We start from the raw sequence: 19718 nt of genomic DNA, 5'->3' as shown, positions 1-19718 counted from the left end.
TACCATGACTAAAGAAAGTACGATAGTTGATATTTTCAATAAGCAAGCTAAATTTACCCCAAATAATATTGCTGTTACATTTGACAATAATTCCCTTACTTATGAAGAACTTGACTCCAGAGCAAATCAATTAGCTAATTTCCTAAAAAGTAAAGGAGTTGGTGCGGACACCATGATCCCGGTTTTGTTGAACCGATCATTGGAAATGATCATCAGCTTAATAGGTATTTTAAAAGCTGGGGCTGCTTATGTACCAATAGATCCAGAATACCCTGTCGATCGGATCATGTATATCATCAGCGATTCAAAAGCAAAACTTCTTATTGCAGATAGCTCCAGTGAACATCTTTTAAAGAATCATGAAAGCATTGAAGTTGTGATCATTGATTCGAATTCTAAACAACTATGGAACCAGTCTAAAGAGCAGCCTGAGCTAAAAATTGAACCTTCTAATTTAGCCTATATTATATATACCTCTGGTTCGACTGGCAAACCAAAAGGCGTAATGATTGAACATCGCAACGTTGTTCGACTTTTTTTTACAGACACCCCATTGTTTGATTTTTCGGAAAATGATGTTTGGACAATGTTTCATTCTTTTTGCTTCGATTTTTCTGTATGGGAAATGTATGGTGCGCTATTATATGGTGGCAGACTGGTTATTGTTCCAAAAAGCACAGCACAAAACGCATCATTATTTCGGGAATTGATGGTCCAGGAAAAAGTAACAGTTTTAAATCAAACTCCTTCAGCCTTTAACATTCTTCAGGAAGAAATTTTATCTAAACCGACACCTCAGCTTAACCTACATTATGTGATATTTGGAGGCGAAGCGCTAAACCCCTCGAAATTAAAAAGCTGGAAAGATACTTATCCTGACTGTAAGGTGATTAATATGTACGGAATAACCGAAACCACCGTCCATGTAACTTATATAGAAATTACGGCAGAACATTGTAAGAGCAGTACGAGTGTAGTTGGTGCACCTATACCTACCTTGTACGCTTACGTTCTGGATAATGAAGGTAATAAATGTTTACCTGGCGTAGAAGGTGAACTATATATTGGGGGGGCAGGCCTGGCCCGTGGCTATCTGAATTTACCGGAATTAACTGCTTCAAAATTTATTACTGATAAATTCAGTAATCAGGCCGGATCGAGGCTTTACCGTACGGGTGATTTAGCTAAAATACTTAGCGACGACAGTTTTGAATATCTTGGCAGGATTGATGACCAAGTTAAAATAAATGGTTTTAGAATAGAACTTGGCGAAATCGAGGCCACTATCAACCGCTTTTTAGCGATAGAAGATAGTGTTGTTTTAGCCAAGGAGAATACTTTTGGTGAAAAAAGATTAATCGCTTATGTAAAAGCAAACGATATAAATCAGCAAGCGCTAATTTCATTTCTACATGAAAAATTGCCTGACTATATGGTTCCCAGAATTTATATCAAAATTCAAAACATTCCGTTAACCAGCAATGGAAAAACCGATAGAAAAGCGCTATCCAAATTAAAAATAGAAAGGCCTTCGCTTGCATCAATATATAAAAGTCCAAAAACGCAAAGTGAAAAAAATATAGCTAGCGTATGGAAAAATGTATTAGAAATTGATAAAATCGGGATTGATGACAACTTCTTTGAGCTGGGTGGAAATTCCTTACTTGCACAAAGTACCATTAATCTACTTAAGCATCTTTTCGATTATACCATACCTGTAACAAAACTCTATAAGCATCCAACTTTATCAGAACTTGGCCGATTTTTAGATCATAATCTGCAAAAAAGAACAAAGGTTAATCGAAATGTTAATCCTCAGCTTAACCATGACATCGCTATTATCGGAATGGCTGGTCGGTTCCCGGGTGCCAATACCATCAAAGAATTCTGGCAAAATCTTATAGATGGTAAAGAAACGATAACATTTTTTTCTGATGCTGAGCTGGATCCCAGTATAAGTGAAGAACTTCGAAAAGACCCCAACTACATTAAAGCGAGAGGAGTAGTAAATGGTGCCACTGCTTTTGAGCCTTCATTTTTTGGAATAAATTCGAAGCTGGCTGAATTGATGGATCCTCAGCAACGGATTTTCCTTGAAATTTCTTGGGAAGTTCTAGAATCGACAGGACATTTACCAAATGTTTATAACGGGAAAATAGGTGTCTATGCTGGAGCTGGTACTAATACCTATTACGAGAATAATGTATTGAGTCACAAGGATTTGATTGACAAGCAAGGTAAAATACAAGTCTTATCCGTTAATGACAAAGATTATATCGCTTCCCGAACAGCCTACCATTTAAATCTTAAAGGCCCAGCAGTTAGTATAAATTCGGCTTGTTCTACTTCCCTATTAGCCATAGCCGAAGGGGTAACAAGTTTACGAGCACATACTTGTGATGTTGCTGTTTGTGGTGGTGCCAGCATAACATCACCAATAAATAGTGGCCATTACTACCAGGAAGGTAGCATGCTTAGTAATGACGGTCATTGTAATCCCTTTGATGATAGCGCTACAGGAACAGTATTTAGTGATGGTGCGGGGGTTGTTTTATTAAAACGGTTGCGTGATGCGCAAGAAAACAATGATACCATTCTTGCAGTAATCAAAGGTATTGGCCTAAACAATGATGGCTTTGGAAAGGGTAGTTTTACTGCCCCAAGCAGTGAAGGCCAGGCTGATGCTATTTCATCAGCTATTGAAAACGCTGGAGTAGATGCAAGTGCTATTAGTTACATCGAAGCACACGGTACCGGAACCCCAATTGGCGATCCTATTGAATTCGAAGGGCTTGTTGATGCTTTTGGCGAACAGCCAATCAATCAATATTGTGCTTTAGGCTCTGTAAAAAGTAATTTTGGTCATTTAACACATGCTGCAGGTGTTGCAGGATTAATTAAAGTTTGTTTATCGCTGTACCATCAAAAAATACCAGCATCATTAGGCTTCAAAAAACCTAACCGGTCTATTGATTTTGAAAACAGTCCTTTTTACATCAACACTGCCTTACAGGATTGGAAAAGTCCCGGTAAACGTTTGGCAGGTGTAAGTTCGTTCGGAGTGGGCGGAACGAATGTTCATGTTATACTAGAGGAATACCAAAATGAAACTAAGCCTGTAATAAAATCTACTTCGCCAAACCTGATCACATGGTCTGCCCGCTCAGAAGAAAGTCTTAAATTATACGGGGCGACTTTAAGCAGCTACCTAAAAACAGCAACTGAAGCAACCGTATCTGACATCGGTTATTCCTTATCGAAATCCCGGGCTGAATTTTCGCATCGAAAATTTGTTGTTGCTGAATCCCTACCGGACTTAATCAGCAAGCTAGAAAATGATCCAGCAGAAAATTCAAACACTTTAAAAGAAACACCTGGAGAGATTGTTTTCACTTTCCCGGGCCAGGGTGCACAGTACCTGAATATGGGTTTAGATTTGTATAAAAATTCGGCAATATACCGGAATGCAATCGATGAATGTGCAACCATATTGAAAGAATATTTACCCGGTGACATCCGACAAGTAATTTTCAGCGAGGATATATCTCAAGAGGCAAACGATAGACTTCGGGATACCCGCTGGACGCAACCCGCCTTGTTTGTAACTGAATATGCGTTAGCCAGGCTATGGTTAAGCTATGGCATAACTCCTACACTATTGTGTGGCCACAGTATTGGTGAATATGTTGCCGCACACCTTGCAGGCGTATTTTCTCTTAAGGATGGCCTTAAGCTTGTTGCATCAAGAGGTCTTCTGATTAGTAAACTTCCGGTAGGAAGTATGCTTTCTGTAAGAGCCGGCTTAGACCTAATTGAACCCTTATTGACCGGAGATTTATGCATTGCAGCCATCAATAGTAAAAAACTCATTGTTATCTCTGGTCCTACTGAGCAAATAAGTGAATTTAGTAAGTTATTGGATGCGAAAGAAATCGCTAACAAGCCTTTATATACAAGTCACGCATTCCATTCATCTATGATGGATCCCATTCTTGACGATTTCAGGAAAATAGTTGAAGAGGTTAAGTTCGCTAAACCAAGTCTACAGATTATCTCTACCGTAACAGGAAATCAGCTAAGCGATGATGAAGCACAAAATCCTGACTATTGGACTTTGCATTTAAGAAAAACAGTACATTTTGCAAAAGCCATTGACCATATTCTCACTTATACTTCACCATTATTCTTGGAAGTTGGTCCTGGAGCCGTGACCTCGACACTTACCAAACAAATCGCTCTAATGTCGGGTGTAAAAATCAAGTCTTTTATAAGTTTAAATCCTAATCAGGAAGATTATTCTTCTATTTTAAATACACTCGGGCAGCTTTGGATTAATGGAGCAGAACCTGACTTACAGCCATGTTACCAGGAATCCAGTAATTTTATCAGCACTCTGCCGGGCTATCAGTTTAACAGAAAAAAGTTCTGGGTTGATATTATTGATCGTGATCAACCAGAAAGCTTAGAAGTTGCCAATTCTAACGCCATAGCTCAAAAAACTAAAATCAACACTCAAACTATGAGAAAAGACAATCTCACCACTAAAGTTAAACAAGTACTTGAAGATGCCTCTGGTATCGAAATGAATGAAATAAGCTTAAATTCAAACTTTATCGAAATTGGATTAGATTCCTTGCTATTAACGCAAGTAGCCATCTCATTAAAAAAAGAATTCAATCTTCCAATTACCTTTCGCAAACTGAATGAAGAATACCCATCAATAGAAAAACTAGTAAGTTATCTTGATCAAAATACCCCTCAGGATGAAATTTCGCAAGAGGTGCTTAATGTAGCACAACCTGTATCTGTTCAACCAGGTTTTAATTCGTATCCGTCAGGGAATTATCCGATCAGTAACCATAATTACATACCGAATAATGATAGTGCTTTAGGTTTAATTGCTCAACAGCTCGAGATATTATCAAAGCAAGTAATTTTGATGCAAGGTAGTACTTCATCGCATACATCACCAGTTCCATCATCCACACCCCAGCCGGCGCCAACTATGCCAACCAAGACAGTGGCACCGGATGCAGATTTATCTTTGGAAGAGAAAGCAGAAATCCAAAAACCCTTTGGAGCAACCCCGAAAATAGAGCGATTAACAACAGAATTAAACCAAGAACAGCAGTTATTTCTTAAAAATTTAACTGAACGCTACAACCAAAAAACCATTAAGAGTAAAGAATATACCGCAAAAAGCCGCTCATTTATGGCCGATCCTAGAGTAGTTACCGGCTTTCGGCCGCTAACAAAAGAGCTTGTTTACCCAATTGTTATCAATAAATCCAGCGGCTGTAAGATGTGGGACTTGGATGGAAATGAATACATTGATGTTTTAAATGGTTTTGGTTCCAATATGCTCGGCTATCAACCAGAAGTAATTAAGGAAGCCATGCATAGTCAGATAGAGAAAGGATATGAAGTTGGGCCACAGCATGAGCTTGCAGCTGAAGTTAGCAAACTTATCTGTGAGTTCACCGGTTTCGAAAGAGCAGCACTTTGCAGTACCGGATCTGAAGCTGTACTCGGTTGTATACGAATTGCCAGAACTGTTACAGGGCGTTCGCTGATTGTGGCTTTCACTGGTTCTTATCATGGAATTGTTGATGAAGTTCTGGTTAGAGGAACAAAAAAGCTAAAATCCTTTCCTGCAGCAGCGGGCATCATGGCCGAGGCGGTGCAGAACATCTTAGTTTTAGATTATGGAACAGATGAATCTCTTGCCATCATTAAAGAAAGAGCCAATGAAATTGCGGCCGTGTTGGTGGAACCAATTCAAAGTCGAAGACCCGAATTTGTTCCTGTAGAGTTTCTAAAAAAATTGAGAAAGGTTACGGCCGATTCAGGTGCCGTATTGGTTTTTGACGAGGTTATTACAGGGTTCAGAATGCATCCGGGTGGAGCTCAAGCCCTATTTGGAATAAAAGCTGATTTAGCCTCATATGGAAAAGTTGTTGGTGCTGGGATACCTATCGGTGTTATTGCTGGTGATGCTCGTTTAATGGACGCCCTGGATGGTGGAAATTGGAATTTTGGAGATCATAGCTTTCCAGAAATCGGTGTAACATATTTTGCAGGTACTTTTGTTAGACATCCATTAGCCTTGGCCTCAGCAAAAGCTTCACTTCTTTATATGAGAAGCAGAGGCCCTAAATTACAGGAAGATCTTAATGCTAAAGGAAAATATTTATCAGATGCGCTGAATGCTGAATTTGAAAAAAGACAACTCCCGATATTTGTTGCGAACTATGGTTCGCTATGGAAAATTAAATTCAATGAGGAAATTCCATTCAGCGAATTATTGTTTGTTTTAATGCGAGAAAAAGGCATCCATATTTTAGATGGTTTTCCATGCTTTATAACTGAAGCTACAACATATGAAGATATAGAAATCGTTCTTGCCGCGTTTAGATCAAGTATAGTTGAAATGATAGATGCCGGTATTTTCCCAGGATTAAATCAGCTCAATAAAGCTTTTGATAAATCAGCTATCATTTTTGATAATGCTAATCCTCCGGTAAAAGGTGCGAAACTTGGTAAGGATGAAGATGGAAATCCAGCTTGGTTTGTTAACAACCCAGATATTTCAGGTGAATTTCTTAAGGTCGTAATTAACTAATAAAAATGGCTGACATTAAATTAATTGCAACTACATACAATCCCTTTCAAGAACATAAAAAAATTGAGAAAATTGTTGTCATCAATGAACCACAACGCTTAATTTGGCTTTCGTGTATTATTGGAGGAGCATCTGCCAGCTTAGCTTATAATGAGTCTGTTTCCCTTAGCTTAACTGGGGAGTTTGATTTTTTGTCCCTAAAAGAAGCCTTTGATGAAGTCATATCCAGACATGAAGCTTTACGGGCGACAGTTACTACAAGCGGCGAACATTTAATTATCTATGATGAATGGCATTTAGATATTCCTCTTATCGACATTTCTAATGTGACAGATAAACAAGCCTCGATAAAGTCATTTATTTCATCAGAAATGAATGAAGCATTTGATTTGCAGAATGGGCCATTATTTCGAGCATTTGTGCACAAATTAAGTAACGATCATCATCATTTGACCATTGTTGGCCATCACATGGTATGTGACGGTTGGTCCTTTGGAATCATCCTTGAAAATTTGTCCCACCTTTATAACTCAAAAATTACTGGCAGTAAAAGTCTACTCAAGAAAGCCAATCAAATAAGCGAATATGCGTTAACCATGCATGATTTTAAAAGCAGTGCATTACACGAGGAAGTTAAAAATTACTGGCTTTCAGTTTATCAAGATGGTATTCCAATGGTTGATTTTCCTACAGACTATCCAAGGCCAATCAATAGAACTTACCAATCTCATCGCTTTGATCATCCAGTATCATTGAACCTGGTAGAGCAGCTTAAAAAACTAGGCGCAAAAAATGGCGCTAGTTTAGTTAATACTTTACTCAGTGCATTTGAAATTTTTATCGCTTTAAAAACAGGACAAGTTGACATTATTGTTGGTATACCAACAGCAGGTCAGGCTGCAGCCGAAATGTTTGAACTTGTGGGCCACTGTGTTAATTTGCTGGCATTACGAGCTAAAGTTGATTCGAGCCTAACTTTTAGTCAATATCTAGCAGAACGAAAGGCCGCCTTTTTTGATGCTTATGAAAATCAAAAATTCACGTTTGGCGAATTAGTTGAAACTTTAGATCATCAAAGAGTACAGTCACGCATTCCTATTCTTCCAATTATTTTTAACATTGATATGGGCATGGATACTCTTGTATCCTTCGAAAAATTACAACACCAGCTCATTTCAAACCCAAGAGTTTATGAAACTTTTGAAATATTCCTCAACGCCACAGGTTCTGAATCATCATTTGTGCTTGAATGGTCTTATAATACACAACTGTTTAAATTGGATACGATCAAAAAGTTATCAGCACAATTCGAACAACTCCTCGAAACGCTGGTTACTCTACCTGATAGTAAAGTTAAACAGTTGATCGATAAACACGATACTTTATGCAAAGAACAACAGTCTGAATCGAATAATACCTTAGTACCCTACGATAAAGAAACAAAACTATCGGAACTTATTGACCTGACCGCACTCAACTACCCTGACCAAACTGCCGTGGTTTTAGAAGACCAAAACCTTACGTATAAGCAACTCAAAAGCTATTCCGATAGTTTAGCTGCTTATTTCGTTACAAAAGGCATTTGCCCCGGGGATGTAATTGCCCTAGCTTTAAACTATTCTCCTGAGCTAGTAGCGTGTGCATTAGGTGCCATGAAGTGTGGCGCAAAGGTGCTTCTGATTGATTTAGCGTGCCCGGATTTCGCAATTGAAAATATGCTGGCCGATTCAAATACTAAATTAATCTTGATCAACAAGTCTTTAGCTTATAGAAAAATCACCTCTACAGATAAATTATTCTTAGAAGATATCTGGTTGGAAGTAAATAAAAAAGAACTTAAAAAACCAGCTACTATATCGCTTGATGAAACCGCTTTCATTTACTACACTTTTTCTTCGTCAGAAAAGCTTTCCGCAATTCATTTAAAGCACAGCAGCTTAGTAAATTTATTAACTAGTTTAAAATCAGCGCCAGGCATTTCATCAAGTGATAAATTTTTGGTATCGGCCGGGACTCAGTTGGATACGAAAATTGTCGAGTTATTTTTACCTTTAACTTGTGGCGGTGAAATTATAATGGATGGATTTTACATCGGATCTGCCGGATCTTCTTTGTTAGATTTTGTGAGTCGCAATAACATAACCATCATTTCAGCTATACCATCAACTTTAAAGTTGTTAACAAGCAGTTTAAGTAACCCTGCGACGAAACTGTCGGCAACAATCTGGAATTTTGGAAATGGTTTGACAAAAGAGCTGGCGGACCATTTATTATCCAATTTTAACAGTCTATGGAATTTTTATGGTTTACCCGAAACTGGTATTATATCAGCGATCAAAGAAATTAACCTTTCTGATGAAGGTATTAATATCGGTAAACCCATTAACAATACCCGTATCTATATTGCAGATGAATCCGGCAATATTCTTTTAAATAACAAAGTTGGAGAAGTATTAATTGCTGGAGCAGGCGTTTCAGCCCCTTCAATTATTGAAAATGATTTTGCTTTACGGAATGAGGCAAGTACTGTTAATTCATCAGAAATTACACCAGGTTACTTCTATCCCACTGGAGATTTAGGAAGATTTTCTGACAATGGAGATTTACAATATTTAGGACGCTCAGATAACCAGATTACCATTGACGGACAACGAATTGACTTGAACATAGTTGAAGAGGAAATTAAACTACAAGATAATGTAGATTCGGCTATACTGTTAGCTAAGGAAAACAGAGCTGGACGGATGAATTTAACCGCTTATGTTGTTCCGATATCTAAAGAGAACTTGAACGAGAGCTTATTCATCGATTCCTTAAAAGGTATTTTGGAAAAACAGTTTCCAATGCTAATGCAGCCAAATAATTTTATCATTATAGAAAAATTCCCATTAAAGCCAAACCACGAGATTGACATAAATGCTTTGCCTAAAGTAAAATCAGCATCAAATAATTTATTTTTAGATGAAGTACATACTGAAATGGAAAGAATAATTCTATCGATTTGGAGCAGTATACTTGGGATTGGTGATATTGACAAGGATGACGATTTTTTCGAAATTGGTGGAAATTCCATGTTAGCAGTAAAAATGATTGCTGAAATTGAAAGGAAATTGGGGAAACGTTTTGCATTGGCTACTTTAATCACCAATTCAACTATACGAAAATTAGCTCGTAGGATTGAGTCTTCGGATGAACAGGAACAATGGGAATCTTTGGTTCCCATAAAAACTGCAGGTACAAAAACGCCATTATTTCTTGTTCATGGGGCTGGATTGAACATTTTACTCTTTAGATCAATTTCAAAATTCTTCGATGAAGATCAGCCTATGTATGGTATTCAGGCATTTGGTCTTAACGATGAAAAAGAAATCCCCCAAACCATTGAGGAAATTGCCCGTAAACACATTGAAGAGATTGTTCAGGTCCATCCAACTGGTCCTTATGCGGTTGCAGGATATTCTCTTGGGGGTTACATTGCTTTTGAAATTGTGAGGCAATTATTGGCGTTGGGTAAAGAAGTCTCCTTTTTAGGAGTTATTGATACCTATGCCATTAATAGAAAATCGTCCGAAAGTAATATAAAATTAGTTAAGAAAATTCAAAGACAATTTTACAAAGTTCCTTTTTTTGCAAAGTCATTTTTAAATAACCCTAAGGAGGCAGCAAGTTATCAACTTTACATTCTTCAGAACAAAATAAGATCAAAACTAGCTCCTGAAACCGTAGTTAAGCAAATGGTTACTACAAACCGAGAAAGTGAAATTTACAAGGTCTATGCTGAAGCTTACGAAAATTATGATTTACAGCCTCTACCTATAAAGCTAACGCTTTTCAGAGTAGAAAAACGTTTGTATTACCTTGATGATCTAACCTATTTAGGTTGGGATAAACTTACGACAAAAGGCATTGAGGTTAATGTAGTACCTGGTGATCATAAAACATTTTTAGAACCACCCAATGATCAAAGATTTGCACAAACTATCCAGTTGGCCTTAAATAAATTAAACGTTGGCGAATTAGAACATGACTAAATTCTCAGCAAGTATAATTCAATATAAATCCTTTAGTGAGCTAAACCATTATAAATTAGCAGATGATTACGTTTTTAAAATTAATGTAGCCGCCTATCATCAAAGCCTAATTTCTAAAATTCCTTATCTGTTATCTGATTTGGAAATTAATAAAGCTAAACGCTTCAGAAATCCTGGTGACGCACAGCGATATCTTGTTGGAAAATACGCAGTCAGGAAACTTGCAGGTTTATTTTTAAAAAAAGATGCTGCTGCTTTAGCCTTTACTTTAGAAAAAAATAATAAACCTAAACTCGAAGGAATTGAATTTAACATTTCTCACAGCGGTGATATCTGCTTGCTGGCTTTTTCTCAAAATCCAATTGGTGTTGATGTTGAAGAAATCAATAAATCTTTCAATTATCAGAGTTTATTAGCAGATAGCTTTTCTGAAAATGAAATTAATATTATCAGAACATCGGCAACACCTGAAGTGACTTTTTATCAACTTTGGACCAGAAAAGAAGCCATATTGAAAGCATCTGGTGAGGGAATATCAGATCATTTAAATCAGCTAACCGTATTGGAAAACCATATCAGTGATGCGGGAAGAGCAGTTATGCTAACCACTTTTACACCCGCTCCTGGATATACAGCTACACTAGCGAAAACTATCGGTCGTGGTACAGTATTTATTAATTTCCCATGAATTTATTTTCGCAAAGAACGCTCCCAGGCAGCGCTTTGATTCTTTTTAAGATAACGCAAAATACCAGCAATTACGGCATAGTTCATCACACAGAAATAATATGGAATAAAAAATACTTTTATTTTAATATTCTTAGCTTCAAAATAATATCCAATTAAACTTAAGCTATAAAATAACACTTGTGCCACTAGGATTAATTGATACAATAATATTTCAGTATTAATAACAATTAAAATATTTAGTATAAGTGAAAGTATCAAAAGAAACGGTGTTATAGTCCATCTTAAAACCCGGTGAGATATATATTGAAAAGTAAGCAAAGGATAGTTAAGAGGATTAGCAGCTTTTTTTAAGCGAAAAATTGACTGTATCCCCCCTGCTGCAATTCTTATTTTTCTTTTTAACTCTTCTTTTGTATTTGCTGATGCAGTTTCCATAGCATAGGCATTAGGTTCATAGGCAATAATATAACCATTTTCAGCGATCCTCATTGCTATCATGTGATCATCTATTATAGTATCGCTTGCAACAGGTTGATATAGTTCAGTTCTGATACTAAATAATTCACCTGCAGCCCCTACATTGGAATATAACTCATAATCCCATTTCTTTAATGCTGATTCATATTTCCAATAAAATCCTTCGCCAGCAGAACTTGCATCAGCAAGTGCTTCTACTAAAATTCTCTTTTCTCCAGCAACTGCGCCAACCTTTTTATTCTGGTAATGCTTAACAAGTTCTTTAATAGCCGTTTTGCTTAAAAAGGTATTCGCATCGGTAAAAACTAAAATTTCATTATAAACGAATGGAATTGCCCTTTTAATGGCAGCCATCTTCCCAGTTCTTACATCTTCATGTAACAGTGTTACTTCATTATACTGTTGAAGCTTTATTGATGTTTGATCTGTAGAGCCATCTGTAACGAAAATAATTTGCAGCTTTTCTTTAGGATAATCGAGCGCTAGTGTATTTAATACCTTTTCATCAATTATTGCTTCTTCATTCCAGGCAGCAATGAGGATACTAACCGTAGGTAATTCCCTGTCTGGATCAAATTCAAATGGTTTAACAAAAACCCTTTTTATCCTAACCAAGATAAGCAGCAAAAAACCGTAACCTACAAATGTATATGTGATAAGAAAAAGAGCAATCCAGAAAGTTAAAATCATTAGGGAGATTTAAATTTAAAACCAAGGTATTTACTATTTGTTGAATTTTTAAAATTCCATGTGATACCTTTTAAAGTCCATTTTACAAGATCTTTCCGACCAGTTAATAGGTATAAAATAACTTGTTTAAATGAAGCTATAAAAATATAATAAATACTGAATAAAAAAGTGTTAATAAAATTTGTATTTCTACGGATGAAAAGCATTCTATTTCGCGTCATAAAATAAGTTTTTATTGCACTCTCTTTTCCTACACTCATCGATTCTTTATGATAAATTTTTGTTTTTCCGGTAAACCATATCTTTTTACCCGCTTTCTTAAACATTTCGCACCAGTCAAGCTCTTCATAATAGAGAAAAAATTCCTCTGCCATTAATCCTACCTCAATCAAATCAGCCTTACGGCACATCATTGCTGCTCCGTGGCAAAAACCGGTTTCCCTACTATCCTGATCAAACTGTTTTCTGTTTGTCTGCATATTACCTATACCTTCATTACGACATGTTATATAATTCATGGCTGTAAAACCCGCATATTGGATAATTTCGGGCTGGTCGAAATACAAGATTAGCGGAGATAGTATTCCAATTTCAGTATTGTTTTCCATTTCATTAACCAACACATCAATAGTGTTAGCTGTTATTTCAGTATCATTATTAAGGAAAAGAAGATAATCGCCTTTAGCGGCAACAATACCTAAATTATTACCTCCGGCAAAACCAAGGTTTTTATTTGACCTGATGTATTTTAAGTTAGGATAAATTGACAAGTAATCGTCAACATATTCAACCAGGCTACCGTTATCAACGAAAATGACTTCCAGTAAATGACTAGAAGGAAATCGTGCTATCGATTTCAAAAAATCAATATTGACTTCGTATTGATTATAATTTACAGTAATAATTGAAACAGACTTCATGGACTGTAAATGTAAGGAATAACTGTTGACATCTGTATAAATTAAAAAAATCCAATGCTCCTATTTTAATGGCTATCATTTTTTTAAAATTTTAACAGTATTCCAGGTTTGGTAGGCTACTATAAAGAAAAAATTACAACATAAACAAAATAAAAAATGTTATTAAGGCTTTAACTTTATACTTTTGTATTATAAGGGAAATAATTAATACTGCTTTAGTTTTTTATTCCAGGAAAAGACCATTAATACTTGTTTCAGATTTCATACGAAATTAAATTCCCTATATGATTGATAACTTCAAAGAAAAAGTTAAGAATTTTACAACTAACCTTAACTTAAAGCTAACTTTATCGTTGGTTTGGCATGCCGCTAAGGGCTGGATGATTTTATCAATAATAATGATCATTACGGAAACTGCTCTTTTTCTTGGATCTATGTATGCGCTAAAGCTCCTGGTAGATAAACTTTCAAAGATTGATTTTACAGATAAAAATGCTGAGGGTACTATAATCAGGTATGTTGTTATTGCCGCATCAATTGCAATTCTTTATGCTATATCCAGGGCAATATCTGCCTATATCACCGAAGTGCAGGCGTCAAAAGTATCACAACATATTGATGAGCAAATCCACTTAAAAGCAATTTCTTTAGAACTGTCTTATTTCGAAAGTCCAGATTATTATGATATTCTAAGCAGAGCAAAAGAAGCTGGATCAGAACGACCTAACCTCGTGATTACAACCTTACTCGAAATAACAAAAAATGCTTTAAGCCTTATCGCTATTGGCTCTGTCATATTCACCATTAACTGGTTCTTATTACCGTTACTTATTCTCTTCGTAATACCCACTCTTATAATACGAATCTTTTTTTCAAACCGTTTAAATGTGTGGAGAATAAAACATACCCCTTTAGAAAGAAAATCAAGCTATTTAAGTACATTAATAACCGCTGATACTGCTGCTAAAGAGATAAGGGCGTTTGACTTAGGCCAATATTTTAACGATTTATATCGAAAAATTAAATTTGAGCTTTACAAAGAAAAATTAAAAATATCTTATAAGCGAACAATCCTGGAAGCCTTAACAATTTCTTTGGCAACAACTGGTTTCTTTGCTTGCATAGCCAATATTGCAATAGGAACTGTTCGTGGAACAACTAGTGTGGGAGACATTGTTTTGTTTCTAGTCATCTTTCCTCAATCTTTTACAATTATCCAAAACATTTCTTACGGAATATCTATTTTGTATCATAATAGTATATTTATTACAAGTATTTTCGAACTCTTGACAATCCCTACAAAATTGCACGCTGTCGATATTAAAAAGGCATTAGTGATTAATGATAATTACAAATTAGAACTAAAAAACGTTTCCTTTAATTATCCAGGTACGGACCAACCTACATTAAAAAATGTAAACATTTCTATACCTGCTGGAAAAATAATAGCTATTGTGGGGCTTAATGGCGCAGGCAAATCAACACTTATCAAACTGTTGTGCAATCTCTACAAACCATCTTCTGGTAGCATCTGCTTAAATGGAACAGATATTAATGAACTAGATTCGGCAGTATATAGAAAACAAATAAGTCCGGTGTTTCAGGATTTTTCAAAATACCATATGACTGTAGCTGATAATATAAAATTTGGGAACATTCATGAAGATGTAAATCAGGATGAAATTACCAGTGCAGCAATTAAATCAGGCGCACACGATTTCATTGAAGATTTTCCTGAAAAATACAATACGCTTATGGGCCGCCATTTTGAAGATGGTAAGGAAATAAGTATTGGACAGTGGCAAAAAATAGCCATTGCACGGGCACTATACAGCAAAGCTAATTTTTTAATATTTGATGAGGCAACAAGTGCCTTAGATGCACTTGCAGAAAAAGAATTATATACCGCATTCAGAGAAAGAATCGATAATAGAAGTGCCATCATTGTTAGTCACCGACACTCTGCAATTAAACATGCTGATTATATTTATGTTCTTTCAGGCGGCCAAATACTTCAGCAAGGAACAGATGATGAGCTTTTGAATACTCCTGGAGATTATTCAAAACTTTTTGCCCGATCCGTAAATAACACAACACAAAATTAGGCTAATCGTATTTTTAAAAGAAAGCAGTAGCAATTAAATCCAATATATTATCATTTGATGCCACACCTATCAGAATCAAAAAAACGCAAAATTGCAATTGTTACTAGTCTCTATGATAGTTGGGGAGGAAGCGAAGAACTTTGGGCATTAAGCATCCCCTATTTATTGGATAAAGAAAATTTCTCCATCACACTTTATAAAAATACCATAAACAAAAATCAGCCCGAGTTCGTTAATCTTGCTAATTACAACGTGGCCATGGTCCAACTGGCAAAAGATGATCACAAGTTGAAAAATAGTTTTCTGATCGCTAAAGATTTAGTAAAAAAAGTTGGTGACAAGCTCGGATTATACAAGTACACTAAAAATCAGGCTGTTCAAAAATTTTATCAGGAAATGAAAAAGTCTATGCCTGCATTAGCAATAATTGCACAGGGCGTAAATTTTGATGGGCTAGTGTATGCTTACCAGTGTCTACTATTAAAGATACCGTACATTGTTGTATGTCAGAAATCTGTAGATTTTTACTGGCCAGAACCACAAGACCGCAAATTTATGAAGGATGCATTCATAAATGCGGAAAAGATTCTATTTGTTTCCGAACAAAATCTAAAAATTACAGAAGAGCAATTTGGAATGCGTTTTAAAAATGCAGAAGTTGTTTTTAATCCAGTTAGAGTTGCTAAAGAACTTCTTCCCTTTCCCACAACAGATAAGGGTTTTAAATTAGCATGTATTGGTCGGCTTTTTGTGATCGACAAGGGGCAGGATATATTACTTCGCATTTTACAAAAAGAAAAATGGAAAAAAAGAGATATATCCATTTCGCTAATAGGTAGTGGGCCAGATGAGGAAGGTTTGATTGAGATGGCCAGACTTCTCGAATTAGAAAATGTTAATTTCGTCGGATTTAAGACAAACCTAAGAGAAATTTGGAAAGAACATCATGCATTAATTTTTCCTTCGCGTAGTGAAGGTTTACCTTTAACAGTTCTTGAAGCAATGTCTTTCGGAAGGCTAGCTATTTTAAGTAATGCCGGCGGCAATAATGAAGTTGTGTGCGATGGCATAAATGCTTTTATAGGAGAACCCAATGAACTTCAGTTTGACCAAGCTATGGAAAGGGCCTGGGAAAATCGCCACAATTGGGAAGCAATGGGTATTGATGCCTATTATCATATCCAGTCTGTAATCCCGGTTCGGCCTGAAGAGCTTTTTGCCGAGATCGTAATAAAGGCTTTAAATACGATTTAAATGGCTAATGTATACCATTAGCTTGTGAAAAAGGAGAGCAATCAAGAAATGAAAATAGTAAGAATATTACAAGCAACAAGGTATTACGATTGGTGGGAGCATAAACTGGTACCCCTCCTTTTAGTTGCGTACGCTACATTAATTATAAATGATTTTCCTTTTGAGAAAGCTGCACTGAGAATGTTACTTATTGTTGGTAGTGTAACTGCCGGTGCTATTTACGTAAGTTTTATTAACGATATTACTGACATTCATGATGACCTACAGGCGGAAAAGTATAATCTCATGGCCAGCAAACCGAAGCATTTTCGATTGCTCATTATTATGCTCTGTGTTATTGCTGGTGTATTATTTGGCTATTTTATTTATCCGAGTGTTACTGCTCTTTATTTTTATATAGCTGCGTATATTGTTTTCACACTATACTCTGTACCTCCGGCACGATTCAAAGAGCGAGGGATTTTAGGTGTATTATGCGACGCAACTGGTGCACATGTGTTTCCCGCAATGCTCATTACTACAGACCTTCATTTTAGCATCGGTATTAAAACAAATCTTACACTCTTGATCGCCATTGGCATGTGGGCCTTTATGTTTGGATTGAGAGGGATTTTATGGCATCAATTCCAGGACAGGGACAATGATATAAAATCGGGTACAAATACTTTTGCTGTTAAAATAAAACCTACTAACTTTTATCTCGCTGAGCGGGTTATTTTAGGCATTGAACTTGCTGGTCTTTTTGTAATATTCATGCAGATGATTAGCTATTGGATTCTACTTGCTGTAGTTGGTTACGCCGCATTAGTGCTGATTAGAAGAAATTTTTTCAAAAGGAAAATTACTATTATTTTAAGACCTGCAGTGGGTGAAGATCAGTTTTTGATGACTGATTTTTATATTACATTTTTACCGATTACCCTGTTGATCATTAATGCCATACACTTTAAATTTGGCTGGTTAGTTTTAGTCGTTCACATTATCTTATTTCCAAAAAACACATACCTGGTTGCCAAAGACATAATCGTTTTTTTTAGATTCAAGCTCCGAAATATCATTTAGTATAACAATTAACTATTCTCTATGCCTATCCCTACTTTAGTTACAATCATTATTCCAACATATAACCGGGCAGATAAAATAGCAACTGCAGTAGAAAGTGCATTAGCACAAACCTATCAACCCATTCAGCTTATTGTTATAGACGATGGCTCAACAGACCATACTAAAGCAATAATCTCGAATTACCCTGAAGTAGAGTACTATTATAAACAAAATGGCGGACAGGCATCAGCCAGAAACTTAGGGTTAAATTTTGCTAAAGGTAGCATTATTGCTTCGCTTGATTCTGATGATGAATGGTATCCAGACTACCTAAAGCAAAATGTTGGAAAATTAGAAGCCGACCAGCTGGATTTTGTTTTTGCAAATTGGGATCAGGAAAATACCAAAGGACAGTTTGTTGATTATCTTTCAAACGAAGTAGTTTTAAAAGAATTAAATGAAAAGGCAATAAATAACTGGGTTAATCTTGACTATGAAGAACTCAGGTGGCTATATGTAAATGACTGCCCTTCTCCATCATCATCAGTTGTTATGCGAAAAGATTCAATCGTTTCTGGCTGGGACGAGCGAATGAATATCGGCGATGACTGGTGCCTTTACCTGGACATGATTCTTTCAAAAAGAACAACTGCCGCATATACATTAAAGAAATTATGGCGCAAAGGAGTTGATCATTCGAATATTTTTGACGGCAGAAAACATAATGAGGTTCTGGAATACCTTTATATTGCAGATATCCGTACCAAAATGGAGAAATTTGGAGTATTACTGAAGCCAACTGAATTGCTGGTTTGGCAAAAACTTTATATGCGAAGTTTAATAGAACTTTCAAAATATAATCTGTTCCGTACTTTCCAAATTAAAAAGGCTTTTAATCTTTTGGCTCAATCCTTTAAAATGAATACCCTCTACACCATAAAAAAAATACCAGTTATTTATGGCCTGTCTATGATATGGGCCCTCAAAGACAAGATAATCCGTAAGTAAAAAAGATTACCACTATCTACTGCTGGATATAAGTATCAATAGCATCAAAAATAGAAGCGTCAACAGTAGTATCAAATTTTCTAGCGAAGAACTTATCAGACTGTTTAATATCTTTTAGATCATTTAGTGTTAGAATATGAGGATTTGGTAAACCAACTGACCATGTAATATACCTTAAATTATTATTAATTACTTTATCTTTAAATGGAGAATTCATTATAATAGATGTAATGAAAAATTCATCAGCTGCCCAGGTGTACTTCATAAACTTCGTTAACCTCCTGTGGGTCGCAACATAATCCAAAACATATGCACAACAATCGGGAGAAAGTGTCCACCAGGAAGAATCATTATTTCCATAAAGTTCTATTGGTACAGGTAGTTTGCGTACAGGGAGATATTTATTTAACAATCCCTGTACGAAATACTTACCCCTGAACGAAATATCTGTAAAATGATAGAGTTCAGTACGTTTAATCGCATGTTTCCACCATTGATGATTTGGATCAGTATCGTATGATAAAAAGCACTTTCCTATATTATTATTTAAAAATGAATAAATATCCTTAACCGGTTTTATAGGATAATCTTGCCCGCTTAGCAGATTTATAAAATCAAATTTAGCTGCATCGGCCAATACTTCCCTTATTGAATTAAGTATTGCATTTACAAAAGAAAAACCACCCCAATTGCATAGAACCCTATCCTTGATGAATACCACACGCTCATATTCGCCCAAGAAATCAAATTTTGAACGATCAATCTTTTTATCCAGATGAATAAAGAAGTAAAAGTCAGGATGATCCAAGGCCTTAATCAGTTTTGAAACCTGTTCTGGATTTTTATATGCAGTAATGATGTGGGCGATTTTCATTTC

At 35.9% G+C, this 19718-nt stretch carries 10 protein-coding genes; 7 read left to right on the top strand and 3 right to left on the bottom strand.

Annotated elements, in window-relative coordinates:
- Positions 1-4 precede the first annotated feature (4 nt).
- The 3 genes from R2R71_RS20140 to R2R71_RS20130 are packed head-to-tail and all read left to right on the top strand — an operon-like array spanning position 5 to position 11341.
- Entirely contained in the window at positions 5-6622 is a 6618-nt protein-coding gene (locus R2R71_RS20140; RefSeq protein WP_316833091.1) for a polyketide synthase, read from the top strand.
- A 5-nt stretch (positions 6623-6627) separates the two neighbouring features.
- A complete protein-coding gene (locus R2R71_RS20135; protein ID WP_316833090.1) occupies positions 6628-10653 on the top strand; it encodes a non-ribosomal peptide synthetase in 4026 nt (1341 codons plus the stop codon).
- Positions 10646-11341 (top strand): 4'-phosphopantetheinyl transferase family protein, encoded by a 696-nt coding sequence (locus R2R71_RS20130; RefSeq protein ID WP_316833089.1) that lies wholly within the window; start codon positions 10646-10648, stop codon positions 11339-11341. Before R2R71_RS20135 ends, R2R71_RS20130 begins: the two co-directional genes overlap by 8 nt.
- Before the next feature lie 2 nt (positions 11342-11343).
- Here the strand turns inward: R2R71_RS20130 and R2R71_RS20125 are convergent, their stop codons facing one another.
- Complete coding sequence (locus R2R71_RS20125) at positions 11344-12510, bottom strand: glycosyltransferase family 2 protein (RefSeq protein WP_316833088.1); 1167 nt, start codon at positions 12508-12510, stop codon at positions 11344-11346.
- A complete protein-coding gene (locus R2R71_RS20120; protein ID WP_316833086.1) occupies positions 12510-13430 on the bottom strand; it encodes a glycosyltransferase family 2 protein in 921 nt (306 codons plus the stop codon). The genes R2R71_RS20125 and R2R71_RS20120 overlap by 1 nt, the downstream gene beginning before the upstream one ends.
- A gap of 284 nt (positions 13431-13714) precedes the next feature.
- Between R2R71_RS20120 and R2R71_RS20115 the strand changes: the two genes are divergently transcribed.
- From R2R71_RS20115 to R2R71_RS20100, 4 genes are read left to right on the top strand one after another with little or no spacing between them, the layout of a single operon-like run.
- Positions 13715-15535 carry an ABC transporter ATP-binding protein gene (locus R2R71_RS20115; RefSeq protein WP_316833085.1) on the top strand — a complete coding sequence of 607 codons (1821 nt, stop codon included), beginning with the start codon at positions 13715-13717 and terminating at the stop codon, positions 15533-15535.
- A gap of 57 nt (positions 15536-15592) precedes the next feature.
- Entirely contained in the window at positions 15593-16789 is a 1197-nt protein-coding gene (locus tag R2R71_RS20110) for a glycosyltransferase (protein ID WP_316833084.1), read from the top strand.
- Positions 16790-16837: 48 nt separating this feature from the next.
- Positions 16838-17851, top strand: a complete 1014-nt coding sequence (locus R2R71_RS20105; protein WP_316833083.1) for a UbiA family prenyltransferase — start codon at positions 16838-16840, stop codon at positions 17849-17851.
- A gap of 21 nt (positions 17852-17872) precedes the next feature.
- On the top strand, positions 17873-18841 hold the full coding sequence (locus tag R2R71_RS20100) for a glycosyltransferase family 2 protein (RefSeq protein WP_316833082.1): 969 nt from the start codon (positions 17873-17875) through the stop codon (positions 18839-18841).
- 16 nt (positions 18842-18857) lie between these two features.
- Here the strand turns inward: R2R71_RS20100 and R2R71_RS20095 are convergent, their stop codons facing one another.
- Positions 18858-19715: a beta-1,6-N-acetylglucosaminyltransferase gene (locus R2R71_RS20095; RefSeq protein ID WP_316833081.1), complete on the bottom strand. Its 858-nt coding sequence runs from the start codon at positions 19713-19715 to the stop codon at positions 18858-18860.
- Between the last annotated feature and the right edge of the window lie 3 nt (positions 19716-19718).

This window comes from Pedobacter aquatilis (genome assembly GCF_032678405.1).
Lineage (GTDB): Bacteria > Bacteroidota > Bacteroidia > Sphingobacteriales > Sphingobacteriaceae > Pedobacter > Pedobacter aquatilis_A.
Note: the sequence above shows the minus strand (reverse complement) of the source record. Positions and strands in the feature narration are given on the sequence as shown.

Bases quoted from the DNA above. Each gene is read 5' to 3' on its own strand.
- R2R71_RS20120 (WP_316833086.1), bottom strand. From the start codon at position 13,430: ATGAAGTCTGTTTCAATTATTACTGTAAATTATAATCAATACGAAGTC.
- R2R71_RS20135 (WP_316833090.1), top strand. From the start codon at position 6,628: ATGGCTGACATTAAATTAATTGCAACTACATACAATCCCTTTCAAGAA.
- R2R71_RS20140 (WP_316833091.1), top strand. From the start codon at position 5: ATGACTAAAGAAAGTACGATAGTTGATATTTTCAATAAGCAAGCTAAA.
- R2R71_RS20115 (WP_316833085.1), top strand. From the start codon at position 13,715: ATGATTGATAACTTCAAAGAAAAAGTTAAGAATTTTACAACTAACCTT.
- R2R71_RS20100 (WP_316833082.1), top strand. From the start codon at position 17,873: ATGCCTATCCCTACTTTAGTTACAATCATTATTCCAACATATAACCGG.
- R2R71_RS20110 (WP_316833084.1), top strand. From the start codon at position 15,593: ATGCCACACCTATCAGAATCAAAAAAACGCAAAATTGCAATTGTTACT.
- R2R71_RS20095 (WP_316833081.1), bottom strand. From the start codon at position 19,715: ATGAAAATCGCCCACATCATTACTGCATATAAAAATCCAGAACAGGTT.
- R2R71_RS20125 (WP_316833088.1), bottom strand. From the start codon at position 12,510: ATGATTTTAACTTTCTGGATTGCTCTTTTTCTTATCACATATACATTT.
- R2R71_RS20130 (WP_316833089.1), top strand. From the start codon at position 10,646: ATGACTAAATTCTCAGCAAGTATAATTCAATATAAATCCTTTAGTGAG.
- R2R71_RS20105 (WP_316833083.1), top strand. From the start codon at position 16,838: ATGAAAATAGTAAGAATATTACAAGCAACAAGGTATTACGATTGGTGG.